General features: G+C 71.0%; 12 protein-coding genes and 1 pseudogene. 6 read left to right on the top strand and 7 right to left on the bottom strand.

Going from position 1 to position 13,246, the window contains the following annotated elements; genetic code table 11:
• Positions 1-249 precede the first annotated feature (249 nt).
• From QMZ92_RS26705 to QMZ92_RS26680, 5 genes are all read left to right on the top strand, one after another.
• Entirely contained in the window at positions 250-1,143 is an 894-nt protein-coding gene (locus QMZ92_RS26705; protein WP_502962147.1) for an amino acid ABC transporter ATP-binding protein, read from the top strand.
• Between the two features lie 80 nt (positions 1,144-1,223).
• Positions 1,224-2,075 carry a glutamate ABC transporter substrate-binding protein gene (locus tag QMZ92_RS26700; RefSeq protein WP_283300052.1) on the top strand — a complete coding sequence of 284 codons (852 nt, stop codon included), beginning with the start codon at positions 1,224-1,226 and terminating at the stop codon, positions 2,073-2,075.
• An 84-nt stretch (positions 2,076-2,159) separates the two neighbouring features.
• Positions 2,160-2,828: an amino acid ABC transporter permease gene (locus QMZ92_RS26695; protein ID WP_283300051.1), complete on the top strand. Its 669-nt coding sequence runs from the start codon at positions 2,160-2,162 to the stop codon at positions 2,826-2,828.
• Positions 2,829-2,967: 139 nt separating this feature from the next.
• Positions 2,968-3,900: an amino acid ABC transporter permease gene (locus QMZ92_RS26685; RefSeq protein ID WP_283300049.1), complete on the top strand. Its 933-nt coding sequence runs from the start codon at positions 2,968-2,970 to the stop codon at positions 3,898-3,900.
• Positions 3,901-4,074: 174 nt separating this feature from the next.
• Complete coding sequence (locus QMZ92_RS26680) at positions 4,075-5,679, top strand: FAD-dependent monooxygenase (protein ID WP_283300048.1); 1,605 nt, start codon at positions 4,075-4,077, stop codon at positions 5,677-5,679.
• 695 nt (positions 5,680-6,374) lie between these two features.
• On the opposite strand, the pseudogene recX reads toward QMZ92_RS26680, so the two are convergent.
• From recX to QMZ92_RS26660, 4 genes and pseudogenes are all read right to left on the bottom strand, one after another.
• Positions 6,375-7,067, bottom strand: a pseudogene (recX, locus tag QMZ92_RS26675) (recombination regulator RecX); the annotation flags it as partial.
• Positions 6,977-8,113 carry a recombinase RecA gene (gene recA / locus QMZ92_RS26670; RefSeq protein ID WP_283300047.1) on the bottom strand — a complete coding sequence of 379 codons (1,137 nt, stop codon included), beginning with the start codon at positions 8,111-8,113 and terminating at the stop codon, positions 6,977-6,979. The gene recA and the pseudogene recX, both read right to left, overlap by 91 nt.
• A 283-nt stretch (positions 8,114-8,396) precedes the next feature.
• Positions 8,397-9,737, bottom strand: a complete 1,341-nt coding sequence (locus tag QMZ92_RS26665; protein ID WP_502962145.1) for an AI-2E family transporter — start codon at positions 9,735-9,737, stop codon at positions 8,397-8,399.
• 144 nt (positions 9,738-9,881) lie between these two features.
• A complete protein-coding gene (locus tag QMZ92_RS26660; protein WP_138052742.1) occupies positions 9,882-10,076 on the bottom strand; it encodes a DUF3046 domain-containing protein in 195 nt (64 codons plus the stop codon).
• 78 nt (positions 10,077-10,154) lie between these two features.
• Here QMZ92_RS26660 and QMZ92_RS26655 point away from each other — a divergent pair, with 78 nt between their 5' ends.
• Positions 10,155-11,060, top strand: a complete 906-nt coding sequence (locus QMZ92_RS26655) for a hypothetical protein (RefSeq protein WP_283300046.1) — start codon at positions 10,155-10,157, stop codon at positions 11,058-11,060.
• Positions 11,061-11,118: 58 nt separating this feature from the next.
• Here the strand turns inward: QMZ92_RS26655 and QMZ92_RS26650 are convergent, their stop codons facing one another.
• The 3 genes from QMZ92_RS26650 to QMZ92_RS26640 form a co-directional block, all read right to left on the bottom strand.
• Positions 11,119-11,427, bottom strand: a complete 309-nt coding sequence (locus tag QMZ92_RS26650) for an AzlD domain-containing protein (RefSeq protein ID WP_283300045.1) — start codon at positions 11,425-11,427, stop codon at positions 11,119-11,121.
• Positions 11,424-12,212: an AzlC family ABC transporter permease gene (locus QMZ92_RS26645; RefSeq protein WP_502962144.1), complete on the bottom strand. Its 789-nt coding sequence runs from the start codon at positions 12,210-12,212 to the stop codon at positions 11,424-11,426. Before QMZ92_RS26645 ends, QMZ92_RS26650 begins: the two co-directional genes overlap by 4 nt.
• A gap of 165 nt (positions 12,213-12,377) precedes the next feature.
• A complete protein-coding gene (locus QMZ92_RS26640) occupies positions 12,378-13,211 on the bottom strand; it encodes an AraC family transcriptional regulator (protein ID WP_283300043.1) in 834 nt (277 codons plus the stop codon).
• Between the last annotated feature and the right edge of the window lie 35 nt (positions 13,212-13,246).

The raw sequence follows: 13,246 nt of genomic DNA, 5'->3' as shown, positions 1-13,246 counted from the left end.
TAAAGACCGATAGGCCCACCATGAGTCAAGAGGGATACCGGCGACCTGGGGTTTTTCGTTACCCACCCGGTACAGCGACCGCCGTCCCGTTCACCCTGTGTGTCCGGTTGCAGCCGGATCGTTATGCTCAATTTCCGCTCAGATGTAATGACGGTGGTCGCAGTGCCTCATTAAGGTCCTCCCAATCGAGGAGGACGGAGCAAGAAGCCGATGAGCGGAGTATCAGTGACCAAGGGCGCCGAGGACGCCGTGCCGGCCACGACGGACCTGGTCGTACTGAGCAACGTCAACAAGCACTTCGGCGCGCTGCATGTGCTCCAGGACATCGACCTGACGATCGCGCGCGGCGAGGTCGTGGTCGTCATCGGGCCCTCCGGGTCCGGAAAGTCCACGCTGTGCCGCACGATCAACCGGCTGGAGACGATCGACTCCGGCTCGATCACGATCGACGGAAAGCCGCTGCCCGACGAGGGCAGGGCGCTGGCCCGGCTGCGCGCCGACGTCGGCATGGTCTTCCAGTCGTTCAACCTCTTCGCGCACAAGACGGTGCTGGAGAACGTCATGCTGGGCCAGCTGAAGGTCCGCAGGACGGACAAGAAGGCCGCCGAGGAGAAGGCGCGCGGACTGCTCGACCGGGTGGGCGTCGGCTCNGGCATGGTCTTCCAGTCGTTCAACCTCTTCGCGCACAAGACGGTGCTGGAGAACGTCATGCTGGGCCAGCTGAAGGTCCGCAGGACGGACAAGAAGGCCGCCGAGGAGAAGGCGCGCGGACTGCTCGACCGGGTGGGCGTCGGCTCGCAGGCCGACAAGTACCCGGCGCAGCTCTCCGGCGGCCAGCAGCAGCGCGTCGCGATCGCCCGGGCACTGGCGATGAACCCCAAGGTCATGCTGTTCGACGAGCCCACGTCGGCGCTGGACCCCGAGATGATCAACGAGGTCCTCGAGGTCATGCAACAGCTGGCCCGGGACGGCATGACGATGGTCGTCGTCACCCACGAGATGGGCTTCGCGCGCAGCGCCGCCAACCGCGTCGTCTTCATGGCCGACGGCAAGATCGTCGAAGAGGCCACGCCGGAGGAATTCTTCAGCAACCCGCGCAGCGACCGGGCCAAGGACTTCCTTTCGAAGATCCTGCACCACTGAACCGGTCCGCTCCTGGGCATCGTTGGCCCCGGGCAGGTTCTGCTGATCGCACACATCACGTCCAACCAAGGGAAGTTCACATGAAGCTCCGTAAGACCTCCGCCGCCGCGGCCGCCGCAGTCGCGCTCGCTCTCACCGTCACCGCCTGCGGCTCCGGCAAGAAGGACGACGCGGCCGGCGGCGGTTCCGCGGGCGGCGGCGACAAGATCACGATCGGTATCAAGGTCGACCAGCCGGGCATCGGCCTGAAGACCCCCGACGGCAAGTTCGTGGGCTTCGACGTCGACGTGGCCAAGTACGTGGCCAAGGAGCTCGGTTACGAAGAGGGCGACATCGTCTTCAAGGAGACCAAGAGCGCCGACCGCGAGACCGCGATCGAGCGCGGCGACGTCAAGTTCATCGTCGCCTCCTACTCGATCAACGACAAGCGCCTGGCCAAGGTGGACTTCGCCGGCCCGTACCTGCTCGCCCACCAGGACATCCTGGTCCGCGCCGACGACGACTCCATCAAGTCCCCGGCGGACCTGAACGACAAGAAGCTCTGCTCGGTCACCGGCTCGACCTCGGCGCAGAACGTCAAGGACAAGCTCGCCCCGAAGGCGCAGCTCCAGGAGTACGGCGGCTACTCCGAGTGCCTCACCGGCCTGGAGAACAAGGTCATCGACGCGCTGACCACCGACGACTCCATCCTCGCCGGCTACGCCGCGCAGGACGCCTTCAAGGGCAAGTTCAAGCTCGCCGGCTTCAAGATGAGCAACGAGAACTACGGCATCGGCCTGAAGAAGGGCGACACCGAGCTCAAGGACAAGATCAACAAGGCGCTGGAGAAGATGGTCCAGGACAAGTCCTGGGACAAGGCAGTTGCGGCCCACTTCGGCCCGGCCGGCTACCAGAACGAGCCCGCCCCGAAGATCGGCAACATCGTCAAGTAACCCCTGGCCGACCGGGCGCGCCGCCGCTGACGGCGGCGGCGCGCCGAGTCCTTCCCACTCGCAGACGCGGAAGCGCGGGAGATCGTGTTCGACTTTCTTGATATGGACGCCCTGCTGGGCGCCTTCTGGGTGACGGTGAAACTCACCGTCTACTCGGCCATAGGCTCCCTGATATGGGGAACGCTGCTGGCCGGCATGCGGGTCAGCCCGGTACCGCTGATGCGGGCCGTCGGCACCGCGTACGTGAACGTCGTGCGTAACATCCCGCTCACCGTCGTCATCCTCTTCACCTCGCTGGGTCTCTTCCAGACGCTGGGCGTCACCCTGGGCGGAGGAGACGAATTCGTGGTGGTCAACTTCCGGCTGGCGGTGCTCGGTCTGATCGCCTACACCGCGGCCTTCGTGTGCGAGGCGCTGAGGTCCGGCATCAACACCGTGCCCGTCGGACAGGCGGAGGCGGCGCGCGCCCTGGGCCTGAGCTTCACCCAGGTGCTGACGCTGATCGTCCTTCCGCAGGCCTTCCGGTCGGTCGTCAACCCGCTGGCCAACGTGCTGATCGCACTGACCAAGAACACCACCGTCGCGGCGGTGATCGGCGTCGCGGAGGCCTCGCTCCTGATGAAGGAGTGGATCGAGACGTACGCCGCCCTGATCCCGATCGTCGCGGTCTTCGCGTTCGGCTTCATCTGCCTCACGCTGCCGACCGGACTGGTGCTCGGCTGGGTGAGCAGGAAGGTGGCGGTGAAGCGATGAGTTCCGTCCTCTACGACGCCCCGGGCACGCGTGCCAAGCGGCGCAACATCGGCTACACCGTCCTGTTCCTGGCCGTGCTCGCGCTGGNGCCGACCGGACTGGTGCTCGGCTGGGTGAGCAGGAAGGTGGCGGTGAAGCGATGAGTTCCGTCCTCTACGACGCCCCGGGCACGCGTGCCAAGCGGCGCAACATCGGCTACACCGTCCTGTTCCTGGCCGTGCTCGCGCTGGTCGTGTGGTGGGTCTACGACGGCCTGAACTCCAAGGGCCAGCTCGACTGGGTCAAGTGGGAGCCGTTCTTCACCAGCTCCCAGCCGTACGCCACCTACCTCTGGCCCGGACTGCAGAACACCCTGATCGCCGCGACCCTCGCGCTGGTCATCGCACTGCCGCTCGGTGCTGTCTTCGGCATCGCCCGGCTCTCCGACCACCGTTCGGTCCGCGCCGTCGCCGGCACGGTCGTGGAGTTCTTCCGCGCCATCCCCGTGCTGATCCTGATGCTGTTCGCCAACGCGGCCTACGCCGACTTCACCGACATCAGCAGCGATGTGCGCCCGCTGTACGCGGTGGTCACCGGCCTGGTGCTGTACAACGCCTCGGTCCTGGCGGAGATCGTCCGGGCCGGCATCCAGTCGCTGCCGCGAGGCCAGACGGACGCCGCCAAGGCGATCGGCATGCGCAAGGGCCAGACGATGCGGCACGTACTGCTGCCGCAGTCGGTGACGGCCATGCTGCCGGCCATCGTCAGCCAGATGGTCGTCATCGTGAAGGACACCGCCCTCGGCGGCGCGATGCTCTCCTTCAACGAACTGCTCTCCTCCGTACGGCCGATGAGCGCCAACTACGGCGCCAACACCATCGCCTGCTTCACCGTCGTCGCCGTCATCTTCGTCTCGCTGAACTTCGCCCTCACCTCCGCGGCGGGGTGGCTGGAGCGCAAGCTGCGGCGCGGCAAGAAGAGCACGGGCGCCGTCGTCCACGCCGCTCCCGGCGGCGGTCTGGAGACGGTGGGGCCCGCCGGCGGTGTCTCCACGGAGGGCGACTTCAAGTCTGGCCCCGGGGGCGGGGGCTGACCTCACGACGGGGCAGGAACCCCCGAAGGGCGGCGGCGCGAAGGCGTCCGCCGCCCTTCGTCGCTTGACGGGGACACCGGCAGTGGGTTGCATACGTTCTGTGATCGCACACCGGGTGCCAGCCGGCCCACTCCCCCTGTTCACTCCGTCCCGGCAGGTCTCAGGAGCAGTGCCGTGGACCCGGTGATCGTCGTCGGCGCGGGTCCGGTCGGGCTCGCGCTCTCCCTCGCCCTCGCCGCTCAGGAAGTCCCTTCGGTGGTCCTCGACGAGGGCGAGGGCAAGGACGAGCCGCGCCCCGCACGTACGGTCCTCCTGCGCGCGGACACCGCGGCACTCGCCGAACGGCTGGGCTGCGCCACGATCCGTGACGAAGGAGCCCGCTGGGCCGGCTGGCGTTCGCTGCGGCGCAAGCATGAACTGCGCCGGGTGGAGTTCCACGGGCAGGATCTGCCGGCTCCCGTGCACATGCCCCAGCACGCCCTGGTGCGGGGGCTGCGGGACGCCGTGGACGCGGCGGACCTGGTGCGGGTCGCCACGCACAGCCGTCTCGACGCGCTGGAACAGGACGGGAGCGGTGTCACCGCGCACACGCGCGGGCCCGGGGCGACCTGGTGGCGCGGGAGTTTCCTGGTCGGCTGCGACGGGGCCAGGTCGACGGTCAGAAAGCTCCTCGGGGTCCGGTTCCCCGGCCGGACCGCCGTGGAGCGCCACGCCGTCGCCGCCCTGCGCACCGAACTGCCCTGGCCCGGCGAGGGCGTACTGCACCGGCTGCCGCCGTGGCGCGCGGTCGGCGACGAGGTGACCGCGCGACCGCTGCCCGGCGGCGTCTGGCGGCTGGACTGGCTGCTGCCCGCGCGCGGCGAACTGGTGACGCCGGACGCGTTGGTGTCACGGGTCCGGGACACGCTGGCCGGCTGGTGCGAAGGGCCGCCGCAGTACGACCTCCTCGACACCGGCGTCCACACCCTGCACCACCGGCTGGCCCGGCGCTGGCGTGTGGACCGCGCCTTCCTCGCCGGGGACGCGGCCCATCTCCTCGGCGCGGTCGGCACCCAGGGCGTGGACGAGGGCATGCGCGACGCCGACAACCTGGCGTGGAAGCTCGCCCAGGCCTGGCACCACGGTGCCTCCGACACCCTGCTCGACAGCTACCAGGCCGAACGGCGCACGGCGGTTGCCGCACGGCTGCGGGCCGCGGACCAGTCCCTGCCGATACTGCGCGGCACCGGTGGTCTGCGGACGTATCTGCCGGGCGCCACGCGGGGGCACGACACGCTCCTGACGGACGGGCATCTGGGGCTCGGCGCGCTGGGTGCGCCCCCTGCCTACCCGTACTCCCCCCTCACGCCTCCGCACGCCGACGCGCACACCGCAGTCGGAACCCCGGTCGGTGCTCCGGTTGCGGACGTCGCCGTGACGACGCCCGAGGGGACGGCCGCCCGGCTGCGGGACCGGCTGGGCCGGGCCCGGCTGCTCGTGGTCCTGATCGCCCCCGGCACGGGCGTGTGGGACCGGCGCCACTGGGTGACGGCGGGCGTCATGCCCCGGCTCACCTCGGCGGTGTCGGAGCTGCCCGCCCGGGCGGAGCTGCTCGTCGCCGAGTCCTATCCGGGTGCATCGGCGCACACGGTGCTGCTGGTCAGGCCGGACGGGCACCTCGTGGCGGCCTTCGGCGGCGTGCGCCCGGCCGAACTGTACGCCGCGGCCGACACGGTGCGCGGAGGTGCGCCCGGGGCCTCGGAGGCCCGCGCCGAGCACGCGACCGCCCGGTCGGACTGAGCATCCGCCCGCACTGCGGACATCCGTTGACCGGCGCGGGCGCACATGGTGCACGTCCGGGACGTGACCGACACCGATGTGCGCCTGTGGCGGAGGGTCCACATGGACCTGCACCGCTATGCGGGCTGCGTGTGTCGAACGGTCTTGCTGACCCCGCTCGGGGCTGCCGGTGCGGGTGACGGGGACGGCGGAATAGCGGTCGCGCGGGCCAGTACAGGTGTGCGACCTGCGACCGGCGCGCGCTCGGTGCCGGGAGTCGCCGGCCGGTGGGCCGGCGACGTACCGATGCGGGCGTGCGTCGGTCAGCCGACCGACCCACGGTCGGCTGACGTGGCACACCTCAGTCGGCACCGAAGCGGACCGGTGTCCCGGGACGTGGTTCCCCTCGCCCCTTCCCCTCCGTGGACACCGTCCGCTTCGGTGGTCCTGATGGGCCTCGGCCTTCGTGGCCGGCGCCAAAAGCACGGCGTTCGCCCCCCGGTGAACACCCGGACGGTTCCGGGTGGCGGGGAGAGAAGCATGTGCCCAGGCCGGCCGAGGCCGCCGAGGCAGATGGAAAGTCGTGGACGAGACCGGACTCGGACGGGCCCTGTGCCCGGCACCCTCGGGTGGGGCCCACCGCGGTACCGACCCGCCCGTGGCCGGCTCGGCGCCCCGCATCGACCGGTCCATGAACTGTCCTCGTCTGCGGCCGGTCAGGACAGACCGTCCTCCAGACCGTCCAGGCCCTCGGTGTCCTCGCCTTCCTCCTCCAGAGCCCGGCGGACCACCTTCAGGGCCATGCCCTCCGGGTATCCCTTGCGGGCGAGCATGCCCGCGAGACGGCGGAGCCGGCGGTCCCGGTCGAGGCCTCGGGTGGAGCGGAGTTTCCTGGCGACCAGCTCGCGCGCCGTCTCCTCCTCCTGGTCGGAGTCGAGCCGGCCGACCGCTTCGTCGATCAGCGCCGAGTCGACGCCCTTGGTGCGCAGCTCGCGCGCGAGGGCACGGCGGGCCAGTCCGCGGCCGTGGTGCCGTGACTCCACCCAGGCGCCCGCGAACGCCGCGTCGTCGATGAGCCCGACGTCCTCGAAGCGGGACAGCACCTCTTCGGCGACCTCGTCCGGGATCTCGCGCTTGCGGAGCGCCTCGGCGAGTTGTTTCCGGGTCCGGGGGGTACCGGTGAGCAGGCGCAGACAGATCGCCCGCGCCCTCTCTTCAGGGTCCTGGGGCGGCAGCCCGTCATCGGCCCTCGACGATGCGGAGCTGCCGCCCGGCCAATCCGCGGTACGCCGCGGGCTCGGGTCGGGCACGGTGCCGGTCAGCCCTTGGCCGCCGTGGCCGTCTTGGTGGCCTTCGCCGCCTTGGTGGCGGGCGCGGACACCGACTTGGCGGGAGCGTCGGCCGGGGCAGCGGCGCTCGCCGCGTCCGCGCCGGGCTCTACCGCCGGGACCTCGGTGCTGCTCACTCCGACGCCCAGCTTCTCCTTGATCTTCTTCTCGATCTCATTGGCGAGATCGGGGTTGTCCTTCAGGAAGTTCCGCGCGTTCTCCTTGCCCTGCCCGAGCTGGTCGCCCTCGTACGTGTACCAGGCGCCGGCCTTGCGGACGAAGCCGTGCTCCACGCCCATGTCGATCAGGCCGCCCTCGCGGCTGATCCCCTGGCCGTAGAGGATGTCGAACTCGGCCTGCTTGAAGGGCGGCGCGACCTTGTTCTTGACGACCTTGCAGCGGGTGCGGTTGCCGACGGCCTCGGTGCCGTCCTTCAGGGTCTCGATGCGGCGGATGTCGATACGCACCGAGGCGTAGAACTTCAGCGCACGGCCACCGGTCGTGGTCTCGGGCGAGCCGAACATCACGCCGATCTTCTCGCGGAGCTGGTTGATGAAGATCGCCGTGGTCTTGGACTGGTTGAGCGCGCTCGTGATCTTCCGCAGGGCCTGGCTCATCAGCCGGGCCTGGAGACCCACGTGGGAGTCGCCCATCTCGCCCTCGATCTCCGCCCGCGGCACGAGCGCGGCGACGGAGTCGATGACGATGAGGTCGAGCGCGCCGGAGCGGACCAGCATGTCGACGATCTCGAGCGCCTGCTCGCCGTTGTCCGGCTGGGACAGGATCAGGTTGTCGATGTCGACGCCGAGCTTCTTCGCGTACTCGGGGTCGAGGGCGTGCTCGGCGTCGACGAAGGCGACCTGGCCGCCGGCCTTCTGCGCGTTGGCGACGGCGTGCAGGGTCAGAGTCGTCTTGCCGGAGGACTCCGGGCCGTAGATCTCCACCACACGGCCGCGCGGCAGGCCACCGACGCCCAGCGCGACATCAAGCGCCGTCGAGCCGGTCGGGATGACCTCGATGGGCTCCTTCGACCGCTCGCCCATGCGCATCACGGCGCCCTTGCCGAACTGTCGTTCAATCTGTGCGAGCGCGGCGTCGAGCGCCTTCTCGCGGTCGGTTCCTGCCATGGGTTCCACCCGGTTTGCTTGAGTCGATCGCTTCACGTCAAAGACGCTAACCCCTGCCACTGACAACGCGCCCCGACGTCCCTCCAACCTGTGGACAACCCGGTGAGGACCCCGGGATTCCAAGGCCGGACCCCCATGAGAATGGATGTTCGATTTTCGTGTCAAGCGCACCGCGCGTCCCGTGCCGCACCGGCGCCCCCGAGGGGCGCCGGAAGACCGCGGCCGGGCCGCCGCAGCGGTGCGGACACGGTCGCCCGAGGACGGTCGGGGCCCGGAGGAACCGTCAGGCGCCCGCCTCCCCGTCGGCCGCCGTCCCGTCCTTCTTGCTGCGCAGGGCCCGCTGGACCCGGGCGAGGACCGCCTCGCCGTGTCTCCGGTGACCGTGGACCCGCGGGTCCTCGGTCACGGCGTAGCGCCTCACGTACGCGCCGAGGAACGCCTGCAGAGTGGCGACGGCCGGAATCGCGATCAGCGCGCCGACCGCCCCCAGCAGCGCGGTGCCGGCGATGACCGAGCCGAACGCCACCGCCGGATGGATGTCCACCGTCCTGGCGGTGAGCTTCGGCTGCAGCACGTAGTTCTCGAACTGCTGGTAGACCAGCACGAATCCCAGCACCCACAGCGCGTACCAGGGGTTGATCGTGAAGGCGATCAGCATCGGCAGGGCTCCCGCGAGATACGTGCCGATGGTGGGGATGAACTGCGACACCAGCCCCACCCACATGGCCAGCGCCGGGGCGTAGGGCACGTCCAGCGTCGCCAGGAGCACGTAGTGGGCGACACCCGAGATCAGCGCCATCAGCCCGCGCGAGTACAGGTACCCACCGGTCTTGTCGACGGCGATCTCCCAGGCCCGCAGCACCTCCGCCTGCTTCGACGGCGGCAGCACCGAGCACAGCGCGCGCCGCAGCCTCGGCCCGTCCGCCGCGAAGTAGAAGGAGAAGAGGAAGATCGTCAGCAGCTTGAACAGCCCGCCGAGCACCGTGGCCGAGACGTCGAGCACGCCGGTCGCGCTGTTCTGCACGTATTTCTGCAGCCAATCGGAACTCAGCAGGCTGTCCTGGATCGCGACTCTCGACAGTTCGCTGTGGAAGGTCTTGTTGATCCAGTTGATCACCTGGTCCAGGTACTGCGGGAAGTCCTCGACCATCTCGACGATCTGGCCGGCCAGCAGCGAGCCGAGCGCCACGACGAAGCCCACGCTCACGGCCAGCACCGCGATGAAGACGAGGAACGTGGCGATGCCGCGCCGCACTCCGCGGGCCGCCATCCGCCCCACCGCCGGTTCGACCGCGAGCGCCAGGAAGAACGCGATCAGCACGTTGATCAGCAGACCGATCAGCTGGTGGAAGGCCCAGCTGCCGAGTTGGAAGCAGCCGTAGAGCGCCAGCGCCAGCACCATGGCGCGGGGCAGCCAACGGGGCATGCGTTCTGACACGACCGCCGTGACGGCGGTCCCGCCGGCCCCGTCGCCGCCGTCGGGCGCGGTTGCGGGCGCGGGGACCCTGAACCGGGCCCCGGCCCCCGCCGGGCCGGCCCCGGCGTCGTCATCGGGCCGCCCGGCCTCCGCGCACTGGGTGGTCGGGCGGTTCTGGTCCTGGGTGGTCTCGTCATTCGGTGCCACGGAGCAAGTCTCGCCTACCGCGGTGACAACCGGGACTGCCTGCGGACGACGCCCTGCCGGCGGGCGGACCTGCACGGCACCGGCGTCACCGGCGCGGGTCGGCCCGGCGTCCCCACCGGCGGGACGACCGCTCGGATCCCGGACTCAGCGCTGGTCCGCCGGGATGCCGACCGCGGCGCAGACCCCGCGCCAGACGTCCTTCGTCTCCCAGCCGGCGGCCAGCGCCTCGTACACCGTCCGGCCTCCGAGTTCCGTCATCACATGGTCGCGCGCGAAGGAGTCGGCGTACGCCGCACCGAAGTGCTCTTCCATCCGCTCCCAGAAAATCGTCAACCGCATGGCACCAGTATCCGCCCCCTGAGGGTGAGAGCCGTCCGTCGGCCTTGTGCGGAGCCCGTTCGCCCCTACCGTCGGAGCATGGCTGGAACACCTCTGGCACGCGCCGAGCACTTCGTCTGGCTCACGGCTCGCGTGCTCGAACAGCGGCGGTTCGCGTATCACTTCCTGGGTGCGGCGGCGGAGCCGGTCGAGGCCGCGCTGACCGCGTACCTCAATGAGGACGGCGGCTACGGCCACGCCCTGGAGCCCGATCTCCGCGGCCCCGCGAGCCAGCCGCTGCACACGGCGCACGCCTTGCGCGTGCTGGACTCCATCGGGCGCTGCGGCGGGCTGCGGGCGGAGCGGATCTGCCGCTACCTGACGAACGTGGCGACGCGGGAGGGCGCGCTGCCCGTGATCCATCCCTCGCAGCGGGGCTACCCGACGGCACCGTTCATCCCGATCGTGGCGGATCCGCCGAGTGAGCTGCTTGCCACCGGGCCCGTGGTGGGTCTGCTGCACCGCAACCAGGTGTGGCACGCGTGGCTGTTCCGCGCGACCGACTTCTGCTGGGCGGCGGTGGAGGGGCTGCGGAAGTCGCACCCGTACGAGATCCAGGCGGCGGTGGCGTTCCTGGACGGCGTCCCGGACCGGTCGCGTGCCGAGGAGGCCGCCGACCGGCTCGGGCGACTGGTGCGCGAGCAGCGTCTCGTGGTGCTCGACCCGGACCGGTCCGACGAGTACCCGGTCGCCGCGGGCTATGCGCCGGGCGAGTACCACTACCCCCACGACTTCGCCCGCGTACCCGGTTCGCTGGCGCGGCGCTGGTTCACGGACGAGGAGATGGACCGGTCGCTGGACCACCTCGCCCGTGAGCAGCAGGAGGACGGCGGCTGGCCGGTCCGGTGGCGCCAGTGGGCGCCGAGCACCGCCCTGGAGTGGCGTCCGGTCGTGACGGTCGAGGCGCTGCGAACGCTGCGGGCACACGGACGCGTGCTGCGCTGAGCCGGGACGCCCCTCGCGCCGGACTCATGGGGGGTCCGGCGCGAGGGCGCGTGCCGGCTCAGCCTCCGAACGCCCTCACCCCCGCGGTGACGGCCACGGCGGCGGCGACCACGACGAGGAACGGCGCCCGAAGGAGCAGCGCGACCGCGGCCGCGGCCAGTCCTGCTGCCCGGGCGTCCAGCACCAGTGCGTCGCCCGCGCTGAACGTCTGCTGGGCGGTGAGCGCCGCCAACAGGGCGACCGGGAGCAGGGCGGCGAGCCGCTGGACGAGCGGGCGCTCGAGCACCCCGGCCGGCACCAGCAGGCCGGCCAGTTTGACCAGGTAGCAGGCGGCGGCGGTCGCTCCGATCGCGATCCAGATGTTCAACGCTCCGCTCCCTTCCGCCTGATGGCGGTCATTCGGCCCTGCCACCAGAGCACGGCGGGCGCCGCGACAGCCGCGACGAGCACCGGCACTCCGGCGGGGAGCACCGGTAGCAGCGCGAGGCCGAGGACGACGGCGACACCGGCGACCACCCGTTCGGTCGTCGTGCGCAGCATGGGCGCCAGCAGTGCCAGGAAGACCGCGGGCCCCGCCGCGTCCAGTCCCCAGGCGTTCGTGTCACCGATGGCCTCGGCGCCGAGCGCCCCGAGGAGTGTGGTGAGGTTCCACAGCACGTAGAGGGTGAGTCCGGTGACGGTGAAACCGATGCGGGCGGCACGGCGGGTGGGCTGGGCCAGGGCCACCGCGGTGGTCTCGTCGATGACCCAGTGGGCGGCGAACGGCCGCACGGCGCGGCGCACCGCGAGGAGCTGGGAGAGCCGCAGGCCGTAGAAGGCGTTGCGGGTCCCGAGGAAGAAGGCGCCGGCCGCCGCGGTGAACGGGTTGCCGCCTGCGGCGAGCGCGCCGACCAGGGCGAACTGCGAGGCGCCGGTGAACACGAGCAGGCTGAGGGCGCAGATCTGCAGGACGTCGAGCCCCGCGCCCGCGGCCGTCACGCCGAAGGCGAAGCCGGACAGGCCGACGGCGACGCCCACGCCGAGGGCGTCCCGTACGACGGCGGAGTCGGCCTTCACCGGTGCGTCCGCGGTCGTCCGCGACCCGGTCCCGCCGGCCGCGGCGCACGATTCGCCGTCCAGGGGTATTTCTGCTGATGCTGTCTGTTCTGGCACGTCAGGGACGGTACGGGACCGGAGGGTTCGAGGTCTTGTACGTTCTTGCACCCGCCACCTCGTCCCCCTCGCGATCCCCGTTCCCGCTCACCGCGCCACCGTGCCCGCCGACGCGGCCCGTGCCCGTCGCGGTGCCCGGCCGCTCCTCCCGCCGCGGGACCGGCCTCACCGCCGTCCGCCGACGCCTCGTCCCCGCTGGTAGGCGCCTGGGGGCACTCCTACGATCCGGGTGAAGTGCCGGTTGAGGTGCGGCTGATCGGCGAACCCGACGGCGGCGGCGGCCTGTGCCGGGGGCGCGCCCACGTCCAGCAGCCGCCGGGCCCGGCGGACGCGGGCGTCGGTGAGCCAGGTGTGCGGTGGCATTCCGTAGTGGTCGCGGAAGGCCCGCAGCAGGGCGAAGGGGCTGGTGCCCAGCTCCGCGGCGAGGGTCTGGAGGGTGGGCGGGTCCTCCATCCGCTCCTCCAGCACCGCCCGGGCGCGTGCCGCGTTGCGGGCGCCCGCCGTGCGCGGTTCGCGCGCCGGGAGGCTGCTCCCATGGCTCCGCAACAGGCGCGCCACCATGATCCGCAGCAGGCTGTCGGCGGCCAGCGCGTTGCCCTCCTCGGCCGCGCGATGCACCTCGCGGATCAGCCGGGCCGCCTGCTCGTCGACCACGTCGGTCTCAGCGAAGCCGGCCGTGCCCCTGATCGTCGTCGTCTCCGCCGCTATCTCGGCCACCACCCGGGACGACGGGTAGAGCGTCGAGTACACCCAGCCCTCCGCCGCTCCTGCCCTGGCGGTGTGCGGGACCTCCGGATTGATCATCACGACCGTGCCGGGCCCGGCGTGGACCACACCGCCCGGGAGCCCGACGTCCTCGACGCCGCGCGTGATGGTCCCGAAGACGTAGCCCTCGTGGCTGTGGCGGGGGAAGGTGTGCCGTACGTACCGGGCTCGGAGCAGATCGATTCCCGGCAGGCGCTCATGCTGCCAGTACCGCGCCCACTCGCCCTCGGCCATGTCCACATTCTCGCAGGTCCGGGCACTTGTCAGTG

The sequence above is a fragment of the Streptomyces sp. HNM0645 genome, from assembly GCF_030056615.1.
Classification (GTDB): Bacteria; Actinomycetota; Actinomycetes; order Streptomycetales; family Streptomycetaceae; genus Streptomyces; species Streptomyces marianii.
The sequence above is the reverse complement of the archived record's forward strand: the minus strand, read 5'-3'. Positions and strand labels throughout refer to the sequence as shown.

Bases quoted from the DNA above. Each gene is read 5' to 3' on its own strand.
- QMZ92_RS26655 (WP_283300046.1), top strand. From the start codon at position 10,155: ATGGCTGGAACACCTCTGGCACGCGCCGAGCACTTCGTCTGGCTCACG.
- QMZ92_RS26685 (WP_283300049.1), top strand. From the start codon at position 2,968: ATGAGTTCCGTCCTCTACGACGCCCCGGGCACGCGTGCCAAGCGGCGC.
- QMZ92_RS26640 (WP_283300043.1), bottom strand. From the start codon at position 13,211: ATGGCCGAGGGCGAGTGGGCGCGGTACTGGCAGCATGAGCGCCTGCCG.
- QMZ92_RS26660 (WP_138052742.1), bottom strand. From the start codon at position 10,076: ATGCGGTTGACGATTTTCTGGGAGCGGATGGAAGAGCACTTCGGTGCG.
- recA (WP_283300047.1), bottom strand. From the start codon at position 8,113: ATGGCAGGAACCGACCGCGAGAAGGCGCTCGACGCCGCGCTCGCACAG.
- QMZ92_RS26700 (WP_283300052.1), top strand. From the start codon at position 1,224: ATGAAGCTCCGTAAGACCTCCGCCGCCGCGGCCGCCGCAGTCGCGCTC.